The 20,222-nt window shown below is 66.3% G+C and carries 15 protein-coding genes; 10 read left to right on the top strand and 5 right to left on the bottom strand.

The window, feature by feature from the left end; all coding sequences use genetic code 11:
* Window positions 1–64 precede the first annotated feature (64 nt).
* Window positions 65–253 carry a 50S ribosomal protein L32 gene (rpmF, locus tag AB7F41_RS15170; protein ID WP_138168117.1) on the top strand — a complete coding sequence of 63 codons (189 nt, stop codon included), beginning with the start codon at window positions 65–67 and terminating at the stop codon, window positions 251–253.
* Window positions 254–306: 53 nt separating this feature from the next.
* On the opposite strand, the gene AB7F41_RS15165 is transcribed toward rpmF, so the two are convergent.
* Window positions 307–1,092, bottom strand: coding sequence for an SDR family NAD(P)-dependent oxidoreductase (locus AB7F41_RS15165; RefSeq protein WP_428380603.1), 786 nt, complete (start codon window positions 1,090–1,092; stop codon window positions 307–309).
* A complete protein-coding gene (locus AB7F41_RS15160; RefSeq protein WP_428380605.1) occupies window positions 1,089–1,649 on the bottom strand; it encodes a TerB family tellurite resistance protein in 561 nt (186 codons plus the stop codon). Before AB7F41_RS15160 ends, AB7F41_RS15165 begins: the two co-directional genes overlap by 4 nt.
* 299 nt (window positions 1,650–1,948) lie before the next feature.
* On the opposite strand from AB7F41_RS15160, the gene AB7F41_RS15155 reads away from it, so the two are divergent.
* The 7 genes from AB7F41_RS15155 to addA all read left to right on the top strand — a co-directional run bounded on the left by AB7F41_RS15155 (window position 1,949) and on the right by addA (window position 16,209).
* The gene (locus AB7F41_RS15155; RefSeq protein ID WP_428406662.1) at window positions 1,949–2,659 is read left to right on the top strand and encodes a L,D-transpeptidase family protein; all 711 of its coding nucleotides are present in this window, start codon (window positions 1,949–1,951) and stop codon (window positions 2,657–2,659) included.
* A 401-nt stretch (window positions 2,660–3,060) separates the two neighbouring features.
* The gene (gene ahcY / locus AB7F41_RS15150; protein ID WP_428380608.1) at window positions 3,061–4,470 is read left to right on the top strand and encodes an adenosylhomocysteinase; all 1,410 of its coding nucleotides are present in this window, start codon (window positions 3,061–3,063) and stop codon (window positions 4,468–4,470) included.
* 317 nt (window positions 4,471–4,787) lie between these two features.
* Window positions 4,788–7,292, top strand: coding sequence for an ATP-binding protein (locus AB7F41_RS15145; RefSeq protein ID WP_428380798.1), 2,505 nt, complete (start codon window positions 4,788–4,790; stop codon window positions 7,290–7,292).
* The gene (tsaE, locus tag AB7F41_RS15140) at window positions 7,289–8,827 is read left to right on the top strand and encodes a tRNA (adenosine(37)-N6)-threonylcarbamoyltransferase complex ATPase subunit type 1 TsaE (protein ID WP_428380610.1); all 1,539 of its coding nucleotides are present in this window, start codon (window positions 7,289–7,291) and stop codon (window positions 8,825–8,827) included. Before AB7F41_RS15145 ends, tsaE begins: the two co-directional genes overlap by 4 nt.
* 34 nt (window positions 8,828–8,861) lie before the next feature.
* Window positions 8,862–9,554: a nucleotidyltransferase family protein gene (locus AB7F41_RS15135; protein ID WP_428380612.1), complete on the top strand. Its 693-nt coding sequence runs from the start codon at window positions 8,862–8,864 to the stop codon at window positions 9,552–9,554.
* 5 nt (window positions 9,555–9,559) lie between these two features.
* Window positions 9,560–12,751, top strand: a complete 3,192-nt coding sequence (gene addB / locus AB7F41_RS15130) for a double-strand break repair protein AddB (protein ID WP_428380614.1) — start codon at window positions 9,560–9,562, stop codon at window positions 12,749–12,751.
* On the top strand, window positions 12,748–16,209 hold the full coding sequence (gene addA / locus AB7F41_RS15125) for a double-strand break repair helicase AddA (RefSeq protein WP_428380616.1): 3,462 nt from the start codon (window positions 12,748–12,750) through the stop codon (window positions 16,207–16,209). Before addB ends, addA begins: the two co-directional genes overlap by 4 nt.
* Window positions 16,210–16,218: 9 nt before the next feature.
* On the opposite strand, the gene AB7F41_RS15120 is transcribed toward addA, so the two are convergent.
* The 3 genes from AB7F41_RS15120 to AB7F41_RS15110 form a co-directional block, all read right to left on the bottom strand.
* Window positions 16,219–17,292, bottom strand: coding sequence for an AI-2E family transporter (locus tag AB7F41_RS15120; RefSeq protein WP_428380618.1), 1,074 nt, complete (start codon window positions 17,290–17,292; stop codon window positions 16,219–16,221).
* 162 nt (window positions 17,293–17,454) lie between these two features.
* A complete protein-coding gene (locus AB7F41_RS15115) occupies window positions 17,455–18,672 on the bottom strand; it encodes a DUF5666 domain-containing protein (RefSeq protein WP_428380620.1) in 1,218 nt (405 codons plus the stop codon).
* Window positions 18,669–19,532 carry a DUF6502 family protein gene (locus tag AB7F41_RS15110; RefSeq protein ID WP_428380622.1) on the bottom strand — a complete coding sequence of 288 codons (864 nt, stop codon included), beginning with the start codon at window positions 19,530–19,532 and terminating at the stop codon, window positions 18,669–18,671. The genes AB7F41_RS15115 and AB7F41_RS15110 overlap by 4 nt, the downstream gene beginning before the upstream one ends.
* Before the next feature lie 45 nt (window positions 19,533–19,577).
* Here AB7F41_RS15110 and AB7F41_RS15105 point away from each other — a divergent pair, with 45 nt between their 5' ends.
* Together AB7F41_RS15105 and AB7F41_RS15100 are read left to right on the top strand one after the other, a co-directional pair.
* Complete coding sequence (locus AB7F41_RS15105; RefSeq protein ID WP_428380624.1) at window positions 19,578–19,907, top strand: hypothetical protein; 330 nt, start codon at window positions 19,578–19,580, stop codon at window positions 19,905–19,907.
* A 155-nt stretch (window positions 19,908–20,062) separates the two neighbouring features.
* The gene (locus AB7F41_RS15100; RefSeq protein WP_428406661.1) at window positions 20,063–20,209 is read left to right on the top strand and encodes a hypothetical protein; all 147 of its coding nucleotides are present in this window, start codon (window positions 20,063–20,065) and stop codon (window positions 20,207–20,209) included.
* Window positions 20,210–20,222: the final 13 nt, after the last annotated feature.

The following is a 20,222-nucleotide window of genomic DNA, read 5'->3' as shown; positions in this document are numbered from 1 at the left end:
GCATTCCTGTATTTTCGTCCCGCGCGCCATGACGCCGGCGGGACGAGCCCGGAGAAGAAGAAAAATGGCCGTTCCGAAGAGAAAAACCTCGCCGATGAAGCGGGGCTTCCGTCGCTCCGCCGACGCCCTGAAGGCGCCGACCTACATCGAGGACAAGGATTCGGGCGAGCTGCGCCGGCCCCACCATGTCGACCTCAAGACCGGCATGTATCGCGGCCGTCAGGTGCTGAAGCCGAAATCCGTCGAAGAATAATCTCTCTGACGGTTAAGAGATTGAAAGCGAGCCGCAAGGCTCGCTTTTTTGTTTTAGCGCCGCTGCTGGGCGGTCGCCAGCAGAGGCAGCAGCAGCGCCCGCGGCGTCACCGCGGAGCCCCAGACGAGCATCTGGTTGACGACGCCCGGCACGATGACGCGCTTGCCGGCCATCAGTCCCTCATAGCCCTGGCGCGCCACTTCCGAGGCCGGCAGCATCGCCGGCTTCATGGCGCCCATGGCGCCGGAGAAATCGAAGCCGGCGCGCGCCTGAAAGCCGGTCTGCACCGGGCCGGGGCAGAGGCACGCGACCTTCACCCCCTCCGGCTTCAATTCCTGCGACAGCGCTTCGCTGAACGAGCGCACATAGGCCTTGGTGGCGTAATAGACCGCGAAGCCCGGCCCCGGCATGAAGGCCGCGACCGAGGCGACGTTCAGCACGCCGCCCTTCGCCGCGACGATCGCCGGCAGGAAGCGCAGGGTCAGCGCGGTGAGCGCGCGCATGTTGAGATCGACGATCGCGAGTTGCTCTGCGGCGTCGAGTTCGATGGCGCGGCCCATGAGGCCGAAGCCTGCGTTGTTGACCAGGAATTGCGGCGTAGCGCCGGCCGCGTCCAGGCGATCCGACAGAGCGTCGGCGGCGCCCGCGGCTGCGAGATCGAGTTCGATCGGCAGCGGCCGAGGGGCGCCGTTCGCGGCGATCTCGTCGGCCAGCGCCTCAAGCCGCGCGCCGCGGCGGGCGACAAGCGCCAGCTCATGGCCTTTGGCGGCGAACATGCGGGCAAGCTCCGCGCCGATGCCGTCGGACGCGCCGGTGATCACCGCGACCGGACGCGTCACTGGCCGCTGTCCTCGTCGCGCGACCAAGGGCCGCTTGGGCCGCTTGGGGCGCTTGGGCCGCTTGGCGCGCCTGGATCGTTTGAATGATTTTGGGCCGAGGCGGCGCCGGCGTCGCGCGCCTCGCGGCGCAGCTCGACGCGGTCGCGGGTCGAGACGCCGAGCAGTTCGGCGACGCGCCAGACGACATTCTCCTCGAATTCATGCACCGCGCCGTCGGCGTGCGCCATGTCCCAGAGCATGCCGACGATCTGGCGGCGCCCGTCCTCGTCGAGCCGGCGCTTCAGCACGCTGGTGAAGCGATAGAGGTCGACGGCGTCGCGCTCGCTCTCCTGCGCGGAGTGGATCAGTCCGGCCGCCTCGTCGCCCTGAAGGCCGAAGCGCGCCTCGACGAGCTGCCGGATGCGCGCCTTTTCGCTGTCGTCGAAGTCGCCGTCGACCGAGGCGATGTGGACCAGAAGGGCGGCGGCGGCGAGCTGATAGTCCGCGGCTTCGAAAGCCTTGGGCTTCTCGGCCTCGCCCGTGAGGTCGTTGATGAAGTTCTTGAGGGCTGAGAGCATGGGCGGCGAGGCTATCGGGGCGGGAGCTGCGTTGCAAATCCGTATAGAGCAGGCGGCGGGGGAAGGGTAGCCGATACGGCCCTCCGCTGGGGGACGAGCCGCGCGGCGCGCGGCTGGCCGCGGCGCTTTGGCGCCATCGGCGGATCATCGCCACAGAAACACCGGAATTGCCGGTCAAAGGCGAAGTTCCTTAACAGTCCGCAAAGCAAGTGACGTCAATCTCGGCTCAGCGAAGTCGTTCAGCGGGTTGGCGCCGGAGTCTTCTCCGATCGGCGACAGGGCATGGGAACTCCAACATCATGAACATCGACGACGAATTTGCCGGCGCCGGCGAAGGAAACGAGGGCGCGCTGCTCGGGCTTCGGTCGGCGCGGCTCAGCCGCAGGTCGTTTCTGGGCGGTTCCGCCGCAGGTCTCGGCGCGCTGGGGCTCTCCGGCTGTCTGACGGCCGACGACATGATGCGCGCCGAGGCGGCGAAGCTTTACGGGCCGGTTCCCAACGAGCAATACGCGATCCCGGCGGTCGACGTCAGCAGGGTCGATACGAAATATTTCCGCCAGAAAGTGCGCTACGACTCCAAGGAAGCGCCCGGCACGATCATCATTGATCCCGGCAAATACCATCTTTACCGCGTCGAAGGCGACGGAATGGCCACCCGCTACGGCGCCAATGTCAGCCGTCCCGGGTTCCTGTGGAGCGGCGAAGTCTATGTCGGGCGCAAGGCCGAATGGCCGACGTGGACGCCGCCCAAGGAGATGATGGCGCGCCAGCCAGAGGCGCGCAAATACGCCGGCGGCATGCCGGGAGGCCTGGAGAACCCGCTCGGCGCCCGCGTGCTCTATCTCTATAAGAACGGCGTCTATACGGTCTACACGATCTACAGCACCTGCGATCCCGATACGATCGGACAGGGCATCACCAGCGGCTGCACCGGCCTTCTCAGCCAGGACATGCTCGACCTCTATGCGCGAACGCCAGTCAAGACGAAGGTGATCATGCTGCCGGCGTAGCCGGCGGCCTCCCTGCGCCGCGCGGCTTCCTACAGTGTGAAGTGTTTCATCGAGAGCGGACCGACTGGACCGGTCGCCGCTCCCGTCGGCCTGCCGTTCGATCGTGGCGAGCCGACCTACAAAGGGAGCGCGGCCACGTGCGCGCTTTGACATAAAGAAATCTTTATATCTTTATTGCCTTCCCCGCCCGCCCCTGCTATAGGCTTGCGCCGAGCCGCTGGCCCGGGCCGGCGGCGCGAATTCGGTCGCGCCGTTCCTTGGCGTCATTCCCGGCGGGCCGCAGGCCTGACCGGGCCTCCGGAGCCGCTCCAGCTGCGCTGGTCCAGCTCTGGATTCCCGGTCGATGCGCGCTTCGGGAATGACGGACGCGACCGCGCCGCGCAGGAAACAGAGGATTTCGCATGACCGCACATCACTTTAACGATTTCGCCGTCACCGACCTTTCGCTCGCCGAATGGGGCCGCAAGGAAATCGCCATCGCCGAGACGGAAATGCCGGGCCTGATGGCGACCCGCGCCGAATATGGTCCCGCGCAGCCGCTCAAGGGCGCGCGCGTCGCGGGCTCGCTGCATATGACCATCCAGACGGCCGTGCTGATCGAGACCCTGAAGGCGCTCGGCGCCGACGTGCGCTGGGCCTCCTGCAACATCTATTCGACGCAGGACCACGCCGCCGCCGCCATCGCCGCGACGGGCACGCCGGTCTTCGCCAAGAAGGGCGAGACCCTCGAAGACTATTGGGACTACACCCACAAGATTTTCGAATGGGGCGACGGCGGCTGCCCGAACATGATTCTCGACGACGGCGGCGACGCGACGCTGCTCATTCATCTCGGCCTGCGCGCCGAGCAGGGCGACGTCGCCTTCCTCGAAACTGCTTCGAATGAAGAAGAGGAAGTCCTCTACGCCGCGATCAAGAAGCGCCTGAAGGCCAATCCCGGCTTCTACAAGCGCAACGCCGAAGCGATCAAAGGCGTCACCGAGGAGACGACGACCGGCGTGCATCGCCTCTACGTCATGCATAAGGAGGGCAAGCTCCTTTGGCCGGCGATCAACGTCAACGACTCGGTCACCAAGTCGAAGTTCGACAATCTCTACGGCTGCCGCGAGTCGCTGGTCGACGGCGTCCGCCGCGCCACCGACGTGATGATGGCCGGCAAGGTTGCCTGCATCGCCGGCTATGGCGACGTTGGCAAGGGTTCGGCGGCGTCGCTGCGCAACGCCGGCTGCCGGGTGATCGTCACCGAAATCGACCCGATCTGCGCGCTGCAGGCGGCGATGGAAGGCTATGAGGTGACGACGATGGAAGACGCCGCGCCGCGCGCGGACATCTTCTGTACGGCGACCGGCAATGTCGACGTCATCACCATCGATCATATGCGCGCCATGAAGGACCGCGCGATCGTCTGCAACATCGGCCATTTCGACTCGGAGATTCAGGTCGCCGGCCTGCGCAATCTCAAATGGCACAATGTGAAGCCGCAGGTCGACGAGATCGAGTTCCAGGACGGTAAGCGCATCATCCTGCTCGCCGAGGGTCGCCTCGTGAATCTGGGCTGCGCGACGGGCCATCCGTCGTTCGTGATGTCGGCGTCCTTCACCAACCAGACGCTGGCGCAGATCGAGCTGTGGACGAAGCAAGGCCAATATGCGGTCGGCGTCTACACCCTGCCCAAGCACCTCGACGAAAAAGTCGCCGCGCTGCATCTCGACAAGATCGGCGTCAAGCTGACGCAGATGACTGAAGAGCAGGCCAAATATTTGAATCTGCCGAAGAACGGCCCCTTCAAGCCGGAGCATTATCGCTACTGACCGGCTCGGCCGTCCCGTCATACGCGGCCTCGCTCCTTGCCGGGAGCGGGGCCGTTTCTTTTGCCGCTCGACGATTCCGTTTTGGGCGTTTGCGCTTTAGATTGGGGTTGATTCGTAGGGGGCGCGAGGAGGGCGGACGGAGCCTTCCGTCGTCCTGTCGTCCGAGTTCCACACGCATGGTCCTGCGCGCCCGCAGGCCGCGTCCGCGTCCTGCTTGAACCGCTTACGGCGTTGTTGTGATGAGCGCCCGCAATCGACCGTGGAGACTGGTTCTCGTGATGCGCCAAGCCGATCTCTCGCAAGCGGAGGTCCTCGCGATGATGGGACGGCGGCGCGCGATCGAGCATTCTGGCGCGCCTCCGTTTGCCGGCGCTTCCTTCGGGTCAGCGCTTCTTTGGCTCACGGCGACGCCGGCGCGCGCGGCGGGTCTGCTCGACGAGCTGGCGCTTGATCCGCAGATTGTCAGCTTCGCGTTCAGCGGCGGTCTGGCGATATTCGCCGCGGCGATCGTCGTCGCCTATATGCGCGAACGCGCCGGCTGGCGCCGCCGTGAAGCGGCCTTGAGCGGCGAACTCGACGACGCCCGCGCCAGGCTCGATCAGGCGAAGACGTTCCTCGCCGCCGAGCCGCAGATCTTCGTCGCCTGGTCGGCGCCCGACGCCGAACCCGACATCCATTCCTCATCGCTCACGATGACCGGGGCCGTCGCCGCGCCGCGCCGGATCTTGAGTTTTGGCGCCTGGCTTGCCCCCAAACACGCCGAGGAGCTCGAAAGCGCCGTCGAACGTCTGCGGCAGAGCGGCGAAAGCTTTCGTCTGGCGCTCGCGGGCGTCGCCGGACGGCACTTTGACGCCGATGGCCGCGCCGTCGGCGGCAGCGTCGTATTGCGCATTCGCGAAGTCTCCGGCGATCGACTGGAGCTGATCGGCCTTCGCGAGCGCCATGCCGCGGCGCAATCCGAACTCGCCGGTCTGCGGGCGATGCTTCAGGCCCTGCCGGCGCCGTTCTGGATCCGCAATGACGCCGGCGAACTCGTCTTCGTCAACGACGCTTACGCGCAAGCGGTCGAAGCCAAGCATGCGGAGGACGCCGTCGCCCGCAAGCTGGAGCTGCTCGATCAGTCGGCGCGCAGCGCCGCCGAGGACGCGCGACGAAAGAACGGCGTCTGGCAAGAACGGGTCAACGCCGTCGTCGCCGGCGAACGCCGTCCTCTCGACGTCACTCAGGCGTCGGTCTCCGGCTCCGCCGCGGCGATCGCGATCGATCGCCACGAGGTCGAGACGGTGCGCGCCGATCTCGAACAGCAGATGCAATCGCATGTGCGCACGCTCGATCAGCTGCCGACGGCGGTCGCCAGCTTCGATCGCGAGCGCCGCCTCATCTACAGCAACGACGCTTACGCCAAGCTGTGGCAGCTCGATCCGCGGTTCCTCGAACAGCAGCCGACCGACGGGCAGATTCTCGATCGGCTGCGCGCCGAGCAGCGCGTGCCCGTCGAATCGGATTACCGGGCATGGAAAGAGCGGCTGTTCGAGGCCTATCGCTCGCCGGAGCCCGTCCGTCACACGTGGCATTTGCCGGACGGCCGCATCATCGACGTCGTCGCGCATCCGAATCCGAAGGGCGGCGTCACCTATCTTTATGACGACGCCACCAAGGCCTATGACCTCGAAACGCGCTTCAACGCGCTCGCCCGCATGCAGAGCGAAACGTTAGAGACGCTGCACGAAGGCGTGGCGGTCTTCGGCTCCGACGGTCGACTGAGGTTCAGCAATCCCGCGTTCGCCCGTCTGTGGCGGCTCGACGCCGAGGCGCTCGAGAAGCGGCCGCGCTTCGACGCGGTCGCCGCCAAATGCCGCGCGCTGCATCCGAAAGACGAGACATGGACGGCGTTGCAGGGCTTCGTCACCGGGCTCAACGAAATGCGCGAGGGCTTCAGCCGGCGCATCGAATGCAATGACGGCGTGGTTCTGGATTGCGCGGCGCAGCCTCTGCTCGAAGGCGCCGCGCTGCTGACCTTCGTCGACGTTTCGGCCGACGTGAATGTCGAGCGCGCCTTGACGGATCGCAACACGGCGCTGCTCGCCGCCGAAAAGCTGCGCAACGACTTTATCCACCACGTCAGCTACGAATTGCGCTCGCCGCTCAACAACATCAACGGCTTCGTGCATCTCCTGGGAGAGGAATCGACCGGGGCGCTCAATGCGCGCCAACGCGAATATCTCGGCTATGTGAGCAAATCCTCGGCCGCGCTGCTCGCCATCGTCGACGATATTCTCGACCTCGCGACCATCGATGAAGACGCGTTGGAGCTCGAGATGTCCGACGTCGACGTCCACGCGACGATGCGCGCGGCGATCGAAGGCGTGCAGGACCGGCTCGCCGAAAATTCGATCGACGTGCAGATCGTCGCCATGGACGACGTCGGAACGTTCCGCGGCGACGCCAAGCGGGTGCGCCAGATTCTGTTCAATCTTCTGTCGAACGGCATCGGCTTCTCGCGCCCCGGCCAGACGGTGACGCTCGCCGTCTTGCGACGCGAAAACGAAATCGTGTTCAAGGTCACCGATCGCGGGCGGGGCATTTCGCCTGAGATTCTCGAACGCGTCTTCGACCGCTTCGAGTCGCACACCGCAGGCTCGCGCCACCGCGGCGTTGGGCTCGGCCTCTCCATCGTGCGCGCCTTCATGGAGCTCCATGGCGGCAAGGTCTTCATCGATTCCGCGCCTGGCGAAGGCACGACCGTGACCTGCGTGTTCCCGGCGCACGCCGCGCAGCATGAAGAGCCTCGCGTCGCGGCTAGCGCCGGAGGCGCCGAATGAGCGACGAGTCCGCGCCGAAAACGGTCTGGCGCCTCGACGTCGCGAGCGAAGCCGAGACGATCGAACTTGCGCAGGAGTTTTCGACGCTCGTCCACACCGGCGACGCCGTCATGCTTTCGGGCGATCTCGGCGCCGGCAAGACGACGTTCGCGCGCGCGCTGATCCGGGCGTTGATCGAAGACCCACGGCTTGAAGCGCCGAGCCCGACCTTCACGCTGATGCAAATCTATGAGGGCGCCGGCAAGCGCGTCGTGCACGCCGATTTCTATCGGCTCGAAAACACGGCGGAGCTTGACGGATTGGGCTGGGAGGAGGCGACCGACGATTCGATCGTGCTCGTCGAATGGGCCGAACGCGCGCGCGAAGCGCTCTCGCCGGATCGACTCGAAGTGCGACTGAGTTTCGTCGACGGCGACAATCGCGAGGCGCGTCGGCTGACCATTTCCGGCTATGGCGGCTTCGTATCGCGCTTGGCGTCCTTCAAGGCGATGCGCGAACTTCTGCGCGCGTCGGGCTGGGCCGACGCCGCGCGGCGCTTTCTGCAGGGCGACGCCTCGACGCGGGCGTATGAGCGGCTCGAAAAGCCGAACGGACAGCGCGCGATTCTGATGATTTCGCCGGCGCGTCCCGACGGACCGCCGATCCGCTACGGCAAGTCCTACAGCGCCATCGCGCGCCTCGCCGAAAACGTCGTGCCCTTCGTCGCCTTGTCGCAGGGGCTGCGCGGCTTGGGACTCTCGGCGCCCGAAGTCTACGCCAGGGACGCCGACGCCGGCTTGCTCATCATCGAGGATCTTGGCGGAGAGGGCGTCGTCGACAGGAATGGCCCGATCGTCGAGCGCTATCTCGAAGCGGCGGGCGCGCTCGCCCGTCTTCACGCGCAGCGTCTGCCGGACGTGATCGCGATCGAAGGCGATGGCGATTACCAGATCCCGCCATATGATCTCGACGCGCAGCTGATCGAAGTGGAATTGCTGGTCGACTGGTATCTTCCGCGTCTGAAAGCGCATCTGGCTTCCGGCGCGCGCGCCATCTTTCTCAATATGTGGCGCCAAACGCTTCATGGCGTCGCGAGCGCTGCGCCGACATGGACGCTGCGGGATTATCACTCGCCAAATCTCCTGTGGCTCGCGCATCGCAGAGGCCCGGCGCGGATCGGCATCCTCGACTTCCAGGACTGCGTGCTCGGCAATCCCGCCTATGACATGGCGTCGCTTGGACAGGACGCCCGCGTCGACGTGCCCGACGATTTGGAGTTGAAGCTCCTTGCCTCTTACGCCAAACTGCGGCGCGAGGCCGATCCCGGATTTGACATGGCCGAGTTCGCCAAGGCCTATGCGGTCCTGGCGGCGCAGCGCGCGACGAAGATCCTGGGAATTTTCGCGCGGCTGGATCAGCGTGACGGCAAGCCGCAATATCTCGCGCATCTTCCGCGCGTTGAATCCTATCTCAGAAAGAGCCTGCGCCATCCGGCGCTGGCCGAAATCAGGGCTTGGTATGAAGCCAATCTCCCCGGCCTGTTTCGCGACGCGTGAATCGCCAGCGCCCGCCCCAGCGCCGCGCGTCGCCATGGTGTTCGCCGCCGGGCTGGGGACGCGCATGCGCCCCATTACCGACAAAATCCCGAAGCCGCTGGTGTCGGTCGCCGGCCGCACGCTGATCGACCGCGCGCTCGACGCCTTCGAGGACGCGGGCGTTGAAACGGCGATCGTCAATGTTCATCATCTGGCTGATCAGATCGAGGCGCATCTCTCGCGCCGCGCCCGTCCGCGCATCGTGATTTCCGACGAGCGCGATCTGCTGCTCGACCAAGGCGGCGGAATCAAGAAGGCGCTTCCGCTGATTGGCGACGATCCTTTTTTCGTCTGCAACACCGACGCATTCTGGATCGACGCGACGCCGTCCAATATTCTTTCGCTGGCCGAAGCGTTCGACGCCGACAAGATGGACGCCGCGCTGCTGCTCGCGCCGACGCGTGAAAGCGTCGGCGTCGACTGGGGCGGCGATTTCGATCTTGACGCCGAAGGGCGCATCGTGCGTCGCGAGGGTCTAAAGCCCTATGTCTACGCCGGCGTCGGACTGATGAAGCCGCAGCTCTTCGCGGGGGTCGCGGATGACGTCTTCAAGCTCGCGCCCTTCTTCTTCGAGGCCGCCCGCAACGGACGACTCTATGGCGTCGTCTCCAGCGGGCTCTGGCTTCATGTCGGCACCGTCGCGGCGATCGAAGAAGCTGAACGGGCGATCGCGTCGCGTCGCGGCTGAAGGCGATGCTGTCCGGCCGGCGCAATCTCTTCACCATTGCGCCCGGCGCGCCGTTTCTGAAGACGTTCGTTTCGGCCCTGCTCGACGGCCGGGTCGTGCCCGCCCTGTCGCGCGACACGCCGCCGCTGACGATGGCGCGCGCAACGATCTATGTGCCCACGCAACGCGCGGCGCGGGCGCTCGCCGCCGAATTCGCGCAGGCGTTCGATCACGCCGCCTTTGACGCAAACGATCTCAAGACTTCAGAGCGCGCCCGATCCGAAAAACCGGGTTCCGCGTTTTCGCCGGGGGCTCCGGACCGGCGCGCGACGCTGCTGCCGCGCATCCTGCCGCTCGGCGCTCTGGAGGAGCGGGAGAACGCCGCGCTTTTCGGCGCAGACTTCGACGTCGAGGCCGATGCGCCGCTCGCCGCGCCGATCGACGAGCTGGAGCGGCGCCTGCTCCTGTCGCAGCTCATTCTGCAATGGGCGCAAGCGCTGGGGCGCGCGATCATCTCGATCGATCCGACCGGCGCGCCCTTACTGCACGCGAGCGAGCCGCTTCTCGTGGCGGCCACGCCGGCCGCCGCTTATGCGCTCGCCGCCGATCTCGGCGCCCTGATCGACGAATTGCACATCGAAGACGTTTCGGTCGACGCCTTCGAGAAATTGAGCGACGACGCCTACAGCGAATTCTGGGCGATCACGACGCGATTTCTGCAGATCGCCTTGCGCGAATGGCCGCAAATTCTCGCGGAGCGGGGACGCATCGACGCCAGCGCCTATCAGAAGCGCCTCGTCGAAGCGCAGATCGCGGCGCTGACCCGCACGCCGCCGGACGCGCCCGTCATCGCGCTCGGCTCCACTGGCGCGCAGCCGGCGACGGCGCGGCTGCTTGCCGCCATCGCTTCGCTCGACAATGCCGCCGTGGTTTTGCCGGGGCTCGATCAAATGATGCGCGCGGACGCTTGGGCCCGCGTCGGTCAGACGGAGATCGGCGGCGAGCCGGCGTTCACCCATCCGCAGACGATGTTGAAGCGCTTGCTCGCTGCGATGGGTGTCGCGCGCGACGAACCGCGCGAACTGGCTGTCCTGACGCCTGCGCTCGCGGCGCGCCGCGCCTTGACGTCGCAAGCCATGGCGCCGGCGGATGCGACCTCCGCGTGGCGCGACTATCAGGCGACTGAGCGCGACGGGTTTGCGTCGGCGCTCGAAGGCGTCATTGCGCTCGACGCGCCGGACGAGCGGCTCGAAGCCCTGGCGCTTGCGCTCTTCATGCGCGAGGCGCTCGAGACGCCGGGCTGCACGGCGGCGCTGGTGACGCCCGATCGGCTCATCGCACGGCGCGTCGGCGCCGAGTTGCGGCGCTTCGACATCGAGATCGATGATTCCGGCGGTCTGCCGCTCGCGCGGACGCCCATCGGCGCGCTTGCCCGGCTCGTCGCGACGATCGGATCGGATCGCGCGGGCGCCGTCAATGTCGCCGCGCTGCTCGCGCATCCGCTGACGGCGCTCGGCCTTTCGCCCGCGCGGATCGCCGCGCTCGCGCCGCTCGTCGAGATCGGCGTGCTCCGGACATTCGCGCAGCCTGATGGCGGCTGGGCGTCGCGCGTCGCGCCGGCGCGCGTATTGGCGCGCGCGCCGCATGCGCATCCCGCCGCGCGCCGCATCAGCGACGATGACTGGCGGGGGATCGAGGACGCGCTCGCCGGCCTCGACGCCGCCTTCGCGCCGTTTGCCGCCTTGGCGCCGACGGCGTCGCTGTCCGAGCGCGCCCGCGCGCATCGCGCCGCGCTCGACGCCGTGATCGCCGTCGAAGAAGTCGATGAAGAGGGCGCGTCGACGCTGTTCGAGCTTCTCGAACGGCTCGCGCACGCCGAGGCGCCTGCAGGCTTCGACGCGCCGAGCTATGCCGCGCTGTTTGACCGCATCCTTTCGGAGACGATGTTGCGCGGCCCGAGACGCGCGCATCCGCGGTTGAAAATTCTCGGTCCTTTGGAAGCGCGGCTCATCGACGCCGATCTGGTTCTGCTCGCCGGGCTGGACGAAGGCGTCTGGCCGCCGCAGACGGACACGGGCGCCTTTCTCAACCGCTCGATGCGCGCGCAACTCGGTCTGATGGCGCCGGAACGGCGTATCGGTCAGAGCGCGCATGATTTCATCATGGCGATGGGCGCGCGGCGCGTCGTGCTGAGCCGCGCGGTCAAGCGCGATGGCGCGCCGACCGTCCCCTCGCGCTTCATCGCGCGTCTCTCGGCGCTCGCGGGCGAGGCCTTCGACGATTGCAGGACGCGCGGCGACGCGATGCTCGCCATCGCCGCGGCGCTGGACCGTCCCAAACAGGCGATCGCGATTGAACGTCCGCAGCCGCGTCCGCCTCTCGCGCTGCGTCCGCAGCGCTTGAGCGTCACCCGCATCGAACGCCTGCGGCGCGATCCTTATGCGATCTTCGCCGAATATGTTCTCAAACTCGCGCCTCTGCCGCCGATCGGAAGGGAAGCCGGCGCGCGCGAGATCGGCATGGCCATCCATGAAGCGCTTGCGGAATTCGTTGTGCGACATCCGCATGGCGCGCTTCCCTCTGACGCCCGCGAAACGCTCCTCGCGCTCGCGCGCGAGCGACTCGGCGGCTTCATGGCCGATCCGGCGTTCGTGAGCTTCCAATGGCCGCGGATCGAAGCGGGGCTCGATCATGCGCTCGGCTTCGAACGGGAACGGCGCGCGCTCGACTGCGGGATCCATGTCGAAACGCGCGGCGAGATGGCGCTGACGCTGGCCGACGGAAGCACATTCCGCCTAACCGCGATTGCGGATCGCATCGAGATCGATCGGCAGGGCCAAGCGTATGTCTTCGACTACAAGACCGGCGCGCCGCCGTCCAACAAGCAGGTCAGGGTCGGCTGGTCGCCGCAACTGACGTTGGAGGCGGCGATGATCGAGGCCGGCGCCTTTAAAGACGTCGGCGCGCAGGCGGTAGCAGGCGCCGCCTATATTGGACTGCGCAAGGGCGGCGAGACCCAGTGGCTCGAATGGAATGACGCGCGCTTCGCCGATGTCGTCGCGGCGCAACGCGCGCAATTGCTGGGGCTCTTGTCGCAGTTTCGCAGCGAGTCGACGCCCTATGCGTCGAAGCCGCATCCGGCCTTTCTCAGCGACGTCGGCGATTTCGATCATCTCGCGCGCGTCAGGGAATGGATGCGTGGCGGAGAGTCGGCATGAGCGAGCGCCCCGTCGCCAGCCTGACGATCCGGAGTCAGCAGACGGCGTCCGATCCCTTTGCGTCCGCCTGGGTGGCGGCGCACGCCGGCTCCGGCAAAACCCATGTGCTTGCGCAGCGCGTTCTGCGGCTGCTGCTTGCCGGCGCGCGGCCTTCGCAAATTCTGTGTCTCACATACACAAAGGCCGCCGCCGCAAATATGGGGTCGCGGGTTTTCGATAGACTCGCGCGTTGGGCGACGCTCGACGATGTGGCGCTGGCCAAGGACATCGCGCGAATGGGCGCGGCCGACGAGTCGCGCGTCAATCTTGATTTCGCGCGGCGGCTTTTCGCGCGCGCCGTCGAGACGCCGGGCGGTCTCAAGATCCAGACGATTCACGCCTTCTGCGAGAAGCTGCTGCACATCTTTCCGCTCGAGGCCAATGTTCCGGCGTCTTTCCGGGTCGTCGACGAACTGGAGCGCGCCGAGTTGATGGACGCCGCGCGCCGCCGCGCGCTCGATGCGGCGACGCGGGATCGCGGATCGCTGCGCAAGGCGCTGGAGCTCGTCGCCCGAGACGCCTCCGCCGCCGGTTTCGACGCGCTCTGCGAGGAAGTGCTGCAGCATCGGCAGGACATGGCGCGCATGCGCGAGCAGGATGACTGCGAAGCCAGAGTTTTCGCGGCGCTCGGCTTGACGACGGATGAAAATCTGGCGCGGATCGAAGCGGCGATCATTGAGGAGGGCGAACCGCCGACGGCATGGCCGGCGCTCGCCAAAATGCTGCGCGGCGGTTCGACCAATGACTGTAAGCTCGCCGATTCTCTCGACGCCGCCTTCGCGCAGGCGCCGCATCCGGATTGTATCGAATCCTATCTCGCGGCGTTTTTCACCAAGAGCGGCGAACCGCGCGGCGTCAAGAAAGGAAAGATCGTCACTGGTCCGCTCGCGACGCGCGAACCGCAGCTTCTCGCGCGCATGGAGGCGGAGCGCGACAGACTGACGCCGCTCATCGACATGCGCAAGGCGGCGGCCGTCGCCCAGCGCTCGCTGGCGCTTCACGCGCTTGGCGACGCGATCCTCGAAGAATATGAACACGCCAAAAGGCGGCGGGGACTGCTGGACTATGACGATCTGATCGAGGGCGCGCGACGCCTGCTGTATCGATCGAGTCCGTCCTGGGTTCTCTATAAGCTCGACGCGCAGATCGAGCACATTCTGCTCGACGAGGCGCAGGATACGAGTTCGCGGCAATGGGACATTCTGGGCGCGATCGCCGACGAATTTTGCGCCGGTGCCGGCGCGCGTGACGCGCGCGGCGGGCCGCCGCGCAGCTTTTTTGCGGTCGGCGACGAGAAGCAGTCGATTTTCTCGTTCCAGGGCGCCGCGCCCGAAAAATTCGATGACATGCGGCGCGCGTTTCGTCGAAAGTTCAACGACGGCGGACGGCCCTTCGAGGAGGTGAAGCTCACCCAGTCCTTTCGCTCGGCGCCGGGCGTCCTGCAGGCGGTCGACGATATTTTTGTGGTTGAAGAAAATCGGATGGGTCTGTGTTCCGACCCCAAGGAGCCCGCGCCGCGACATGAGGCCTGGAAGGCCGACCTCGCCGCGCTCGTCGAAATCTGGGAGCCGATCGGCGCGGAAAAAACGCAGGAGGCCGACGACTGGCGCCTGCCGCTCGATTATGCGGACGCCAACGACCCCAGTGAGCGTCTCGCGCGGAGGATCGCCCGCAAAGTGCGCGCGTTGCTTGCGCCGGAGAACGGCGAATGCGTCGAGGATCGCGGCGCGTTGCGCCTGGTCGAGCCTGGCGACATATTGATACTCGTGCGCAAGCGCGGCCCGCTCTTCGAGGCGATCATTCGCGCGTTGAAGAGCGAACATATCGCCGTCGCCGGCGCCGACCGGCTCAATCTCGCCGAGCACATCGCCGTGCATGATCTGATCGCGCTTGGGCGCGCGGCGCTGCTGCCGGAGGACGATCTGACGGTGGCGAGCGTGTTGAAGTCGCCCTTCTTCGGCTTCGATGATGACGATCTCATCGCGCTTGCGCCAGGCCGTCGCGCATCGCTCGTCGAGGCGCTCGCGCAGTCGGAAGATGCGCGCCCCCGCCAGGCGGCGGAGCGGCTGCAGCGCTTGCGGCGCGACGCCGCCGAACTCGCGCCGTTCGATTTCTACAGCCGCGTTCTCGGACCCGATGGCGGCCGTGCGCAGCTTGTCGCGCAGCTCGGCGGCGAAGCCGAAGACGCCATCGACGAATTCTTGAAGCTCGCCGCGGGCTTCGAACGCGAACAGCCGCCGTCGCTGACCGCCTTTCTGGCGATGGCCGAGTCGCTCGATCTTTCGATCAAGCGCGACATGGAGTCGGCGGGCGCCGCCGTGCGCGTGATGACCGTCCATGCGGCAAAAGGGCTGGAGGCGAAAATCGTCGTCCTGCCGGACACCTGCGGCGCGCCGGCCGGCAAGCATGATCCCAAGCTCTACGCGCCTGAAGAGGCCGGCGGCGTTGTTCTCCTCTGGTCGCTCGGCAAGGACAGCGATCCGGCCGCGCTCAGGCGCGCGCGTGACGCGCATCGCCGCCGAGAACTCGCGGAGAGTCGGCGCCTGCTCTATGTCGCGCTGACGCGCGCCGAGGAGCGGCTCTATATCTGCGGCGCGCACGGCGTCAGCGGCCGCGCCGACGGCTGCTGGTATGACGCCATTCGCGGTGCGCTCGAACCAAATTGCGAGACTCTTCCCGATCCGCTGGAACCTGAATCGACAATCCTGCGGCGCGGCGCGGCGCCGTCGCGGAGCGATCTTTCGCCAAGCGGGTCGGCGCCTGTCGCCGTCGAACTTCCGGCGTTCGCCACGACCGCAGCGCAACGCGAAGCGGCGCCCGCGCCGCCATTGCGGCCGTCGAGCGCGCTCGCCGGGGCGGATGTCGGCGCGGTTGGCGTCGCGGCCGCGCGCCGCGGCGAAGCGGAGCGCCTGCTTCAGGGGCGTCTCGTTCATGCGCTGCTGCAGCATCTGCCCGCCTGCGCGCCGGATCATCGTCAAGCCGCGGCGCGACGCTTCCTGGCGGCGCGCGGCGGCTTCCTGGAGGACGACACGCGGGAAGCGCTGGCGCAGGCGGCGCTCGCGGTCATCGACGATCCGCGCCTGGCGCCGCTCTTTGGGCCGGACTCGACGCCCGAGGTCGACGTCGTCGCGACGCTTGGACATGGCGCCGTCGTCGCGGGCCGGATCGATCGGCTCGCCGAGACGCCGACCGAGACGCACATCGCCGAATTCAAGACGGGACGGGCGCGCGCCACGCTCGAAGACGCGCATTTGCGCCAGCTGGCTCTTTATCGCGCCGCTGTGGCGCCGCTCTTTCCGGGCAAACGGCTGCGCTGTTTTGTGATTTTCACGCAGAGCGCGAGCGTGATCGAAGCCGACGACGCCGCGCTCGCCGAGGCGCTCGATCTCGCGCTGGCGCAGCATCCGGTCCACGGGTAGGCGGCGAGGCTAAGCGGATGGATCGTGCCCGACGCGGCGGCGCCAGAAATCCAGCAGCAGGGGGCTCAGCGCCATCACGATCGGGCCGAGAACGATGCCCGAAGCGCCGAACAATTGCAGACCGCCGAGCATGGCGATGAACGCCGGCACGGTGTGCAGCCGCAGGCTGTCGCCGATGAGCAGCGGCCGCACCAGATTGTCGACGCTGGCGATGACGACGCCGCCCCATAGTCCCAAAATCAGCGCTTCGACCCAGCGGTCCTCCATCAGCAGATAGATGGTCGCTGGGATCCAGACGACAAAGGAGCCGAGCACCGGCACGATCGACAAGAGACCCATGATCAGGCCCCACAGCACCGGCGAATTGAACCCCAGCACCCAGAACATGAAGCCGCCGAGCATGCCCTGGAGGGCGGCCACCGCCAGCGTTCCAAAGATGATCGCGTGAATCGTATCGCGCACGCGCAGGATGATCCTGCCGGTTTCGAAATCGGAAAATGGCGACAGTCGCGCCAGCGTCTGCAGCGCCGCGCTCCGATCGCGCAGGAAGAAGAAGAGCAGATAGAACGCCAGCAGAGTGGTGACGACCTGACCCGTCGAGGCGCGCAGAAAGTTCGCCGCGATATTGGTGATGAAGGCGCCGAGCTGCGAGAAGATCGCCTGCAGATCCAATCTCCGTTCGATCCAGTGCTGCAGCCCGCCAAGCCAGGGATGCGCCTCGAGCATCGTGCGCCAACTGCCTTCCTGCATCGCTCTCTGGACATAGGCGACGCCCGTCACGGCCTCGCTTACGAAGCGCTCGATCACCAGCAGGAGCGGTCCGACGACGAGGAGCCCGACGATCAGTATGGACAGTCCAGCCGCAATGGACCGCGGCAGAAACCGCTCCAGTAAGCGATGCGGTCTGATGAACAGAACCGCGAGCACAAGCGCCCAGGTGAGCGCAGGCAGGAAGGGCGCTGAAATCAGCAGCGCGTAGACGATGAAGACGAGCGTGACGGCGAGCCGGGCGAGGGCAAACACGTCGAACGAGAATTTTTGCTCCTGCTCGACGAGCGCCGCCGCCTCCAACTGCTCGTGCATGTCCGCCTCGGTCTGCATTCAGCCTATAGACAGGGCGCGCCGCAGGCTTGGCAAGGCGCAAAGGCGACCGCGTGCCGCTGCCAGGATCCATATTGGACCGCTTCCCACAAGATGCGGAATGAAACATCGAGCGTGCGCGCCCGCAGACGCACGCGTCTTAGACTAACGTGGCGGACGACCCGGTCCGGGCCCGGGGCCTCCAAAACCTCCAGGACCTCCAAATCCAGGGCCATTGGATCCGCCCGGCCCCCAAAAACCGCCTGGCCCGGCGGAGCCGCCCGGTTGAAAGGCGCCGCCAAAGCCTCCGGGCGCGCCATGGTTGGGGAGGCCTCCCTGGCCTCCGAAGCCGCCTAGTCCGCCAGCGTTTCCGGAATGGCCGCCGCTATCGGTTTTTGGCGGCCGATTGAGCCAGTTGGGCGTTTCCGCTTCCCCTCGATCCTCTTTAAAGGATCCACGTTTCCCGCGATTCTCCATGGGCCGGAACGATTGGATCGTCCATGCGCCCTCGGCATTGACGTCTACGCCAATGACGGCCCGGGCGACGCCTTGGAACGTCACGTGGCGCGCGGCGTCCAGTTTGAGGCCGCTCGCCGTCCTGACCGTCGTTCCCTGGCGCTCGAGATAGGCTTCCACAAGAAACCGTGGGGGGCCGGGCGTGAACAGCGGGGCGGCGGCGACAGACGACACATCCAACGCGCCGGCGCCCTTGACGCCGCGCACGACCACTCTTTGACCTGCCATCGCCGTCGCGACGCCGAACAGCTGCTGCGCGCCAATCATCAGTCGCCCGTCGGGCGCATGAGTCACGGTCCCCACGAGCTGCATGGGGCCTGGCGCAACGACGTCAATGCGGCTGGCCACAATCGTCTGATCCGGCAGCCGCAACCCGCTGACGGCCACGCGCTGGCCAACCGTCAACGGGCCAGTCGTCACATGTCGCGCCAGTTCGACTTTCTGACCGAGCACCTGCAGGCGTCGATCTGAAACGGCTTCGATCGTCCCCACCGCTTCGTGGAGAATTTCGATTCTCTTGGTTGTGAGTCGCGCGCCCGCGCCTTCGGCGACGAGTGAAACGACATGTCCGACTCGCATGCGCGAAAGGGTGGCGGGTTCGCCGTCGATCGTCAGTTCGGCGTTGGCGGGATAGGCGATCCGCAGGCCGTTGACGATGATGCTGCCGAAACCGCGGATCGTGCCGACGACGCCGGTGCCGCCAATGCCGTTGTCCGGATCAGGCAGGACAGATATGGAGCCGGTCCCGCCGATTCCATTGTCTTTCGGCTTGTCTCCCGCCGCCGGCGCGCGCGTCGTGAGAGAGAACAACAGTGCGGCGACGGCCGCGCCGAACTGGCGCCTGTTCGGTCGGCGAAGGTCGCTCACGGCTGAGGCTCCTCGTCGTCGGCCTCATCCTTCGTCGCCTGCGGCTCCTTCTCTCGATAAACATAGACTCCGAAATTCCAGCGCCACTCGCCGCCGCCATCGCGTGCATGAAGCGTCTGCGCTTCACGGTTCGCCGCGACGAGCGCGGCCATCGCAAGTTCACGGGAAAGCGTTTCGAGGCGGCGCGCGGCGTCTTCGGACAGTCCTTCGTAATGGACCGCCCGCTCCAGGAACGGAGACGCGTTGGACGAGACATTTGCCGCCGCCGCAGCGATATGATCGTGGAGATTGCGGCCGAAGTAATAGAGTTGACGCTCATCGCCCCTGTTGGGCGCAATCGCGGCTTCGGAAAGAACGACCCGTCCCTGTTCGTCGACGTCGACGATCTTGCGATCCAGCCAATCGTCGAGAACAGCGCGCGGGCGGACATCCCGGGTCACCTCGCTGACCAGGTCTTCAAAGGTCGGGCCGTCTCCTTCGGCGCCGGCGCGCCTTAAAGGCGCCGGGGCGCCGTCCTGATCGGTAAAACGCGGATCCGCCATCCAAAGCGCGACGATTTGGGTCGTGCGCGACACTGCCGCGGGCACGGACCGGACCGGCGCGCCAGCGCCTCGGAGCCGTCGGACCTCCTTGCGGTGAATGCCCGTCAACAGGCTGATTCGGCTGTCGGTCTGCTCCTTCTTTGGCAACGCGAAGTCGTGAACCGCCACATTCACATAGAGCTCGCGCAGGACGTCGCTCAGCGCCGGAAAAGTCATCCCGCAGCGAATGAACAGGCGAACCAACGGTCGAAGCAGCCGCGCGATGGGCTGTTGAAGACGGGCGGCGTCGGGGAGCGCATCGTCTTTCCGGTTGGTCATGCTTGTCCGTAGCCCGCCGTTACGTGGGACACAATCCCACGCCTCTTGACGTGGGAAGATTTACCACGTAATAAAAGTTTTGTGTGGGATATTTTCCCACGTGCAGAGTTCGGAACCATGCTGCAAACTGAAATGTCGATCTCTCGATCGCGCGCCTGGCAAGAGACGCTTCGGACCTATCCGCCGCAAGGCGGCGTCACGCGTCGTCTCATCATCGTGCTTGCTTTGGCGTCGTGTTTTGCTGTCGCCGTCGACTGGCCGCGCGTGAATCAGTCCGGCGCGCGTCAGTATTTCTCCTGCAACCCGTTTCTGACGAACGATCCGTGCGCGCCAATGGATTCTGGATCCAGAGAGGCGCGCGCGGCGCGTGACTGATCGCGCGCGCCGCGTTCGTCGAAGGGAGAGTTCGGCAAGCCGGGCCGTTTCCGCCGAACTCTCCCACACTCCGAAATCAACATCGCTGAAACCCTTCGCTGGACGACGCTTGGCGCTCGTCCGCGTTCTTGGCGCGCACTCTGGAGAAGAGCAAGATGGAGCCGCAAATTGATTACGAAAGCCAAGTCGCTCTTTATCTGGCGGCGCAGATTCAGGAAGAGAACCTCGAAAGAAATCGAAAAAGAATGGCCGAGGCGTTCGATCCTGTGACGACTTTCGTCTCTCTCAAATGCAGAGAGTGATATTGTACCGTGA

Source organism: Methylocystis sp., assembly GCF_050251305.1.
GTDB lineage: Bacteria > Pseudomonadota > Alphaproteobacteria > Rhizobiales > Beijerinckiaceae > Methylocystis.
The sequence above is the reverse complement of the archived record's forward strand: the minus strand, read 5'-3'. Positions and strand labels throughout refer to the sequence as shown.

Bases quoted from the DNA above. Each gene is read 5' to 3' on its own strand.
- AB7F41_RS15120 (WP_428380618.1), bottom strand. From the start codon at position 17,292: ATGCACGAGCAGTTGGAGGCGGCGGCGCTCGTCGAGCAGGAGCAAAAA.
- addA (WP_428380616.1), top strand. From the start codon at position 12,748: ATGAGCGAGCGCCCCGTCGCCAGCCTGACGATCCGGAGTCAGCAGACG.
- AB7F41_RS15100 (WP_428406661.1), top strand. From the start codon at position 20,063: ATGGAGCCGCAAATTGATTACGAAAGCCAAGTCGCTCTTTATCTGGCG.
- addB (WP_428380614.1), top strand. From the start codon at position 9,560: ATGCTGTCCGGCCGGCGCAATCTCTTCACCATTGCGCCCGGCGCGCCG.
- AB7F41_RS15155 (WP_428406662.1), top strand. From the start codon at position 1,949: ATGAACATCGACGACGAATTTGCCGGCGCCGGCGAAGGAAACGAGGGC.
- tsaE (WP_428380610.1), top strand. From the start codon at position 7,289: ATGAGCGACGAGTCCGCGCCGAAAACGGTCTGGCGCCTCGACGTCGCG.
- ahcY (WP_428380608.1), top strand. From the start codon at position 3,061: ATGACCGCACATCACTTTAACGATTTCGCCGTCACCGACCTTTCGCTC.
- AB7F41_RS15160 (WP_428380605.1), bottom strand. From the start codon at position 1,649: ATGCTCTCAGCCCTCAAGAACTTCATCAACGACCTCACGGGCGAGGCC.
- AB7F41_RS15110 (WP_428380622.1), bottom strand. From the start codon at position 19,532: ATGACCAACCGGAAAGACGATGCGCTCCCCGACGCCGCCCGTCTTCAA.
- AB7F41_RS15135 (WP_428380612.1), top strand. From the start codon at position 8,862: ATGGTGTTCGCCGCCGGGCTGGGGACGCGCATGCGCCCCATTACCGAC.
- rpmF (WP_138168117.1), top strand. From the start codon at position 65: ATGGCCGTTCCGAAGAGAAAAACCTCGCCGATGAAGCGGGGCTTCCGT.
- AB7F41_RS15145 (WP_428380798.1), top strand. From the start codon at position 4,788: ATGATGGGACGGCGGCGCGCGATCGAGCATTCTGGCGCGCCTCCGTTT.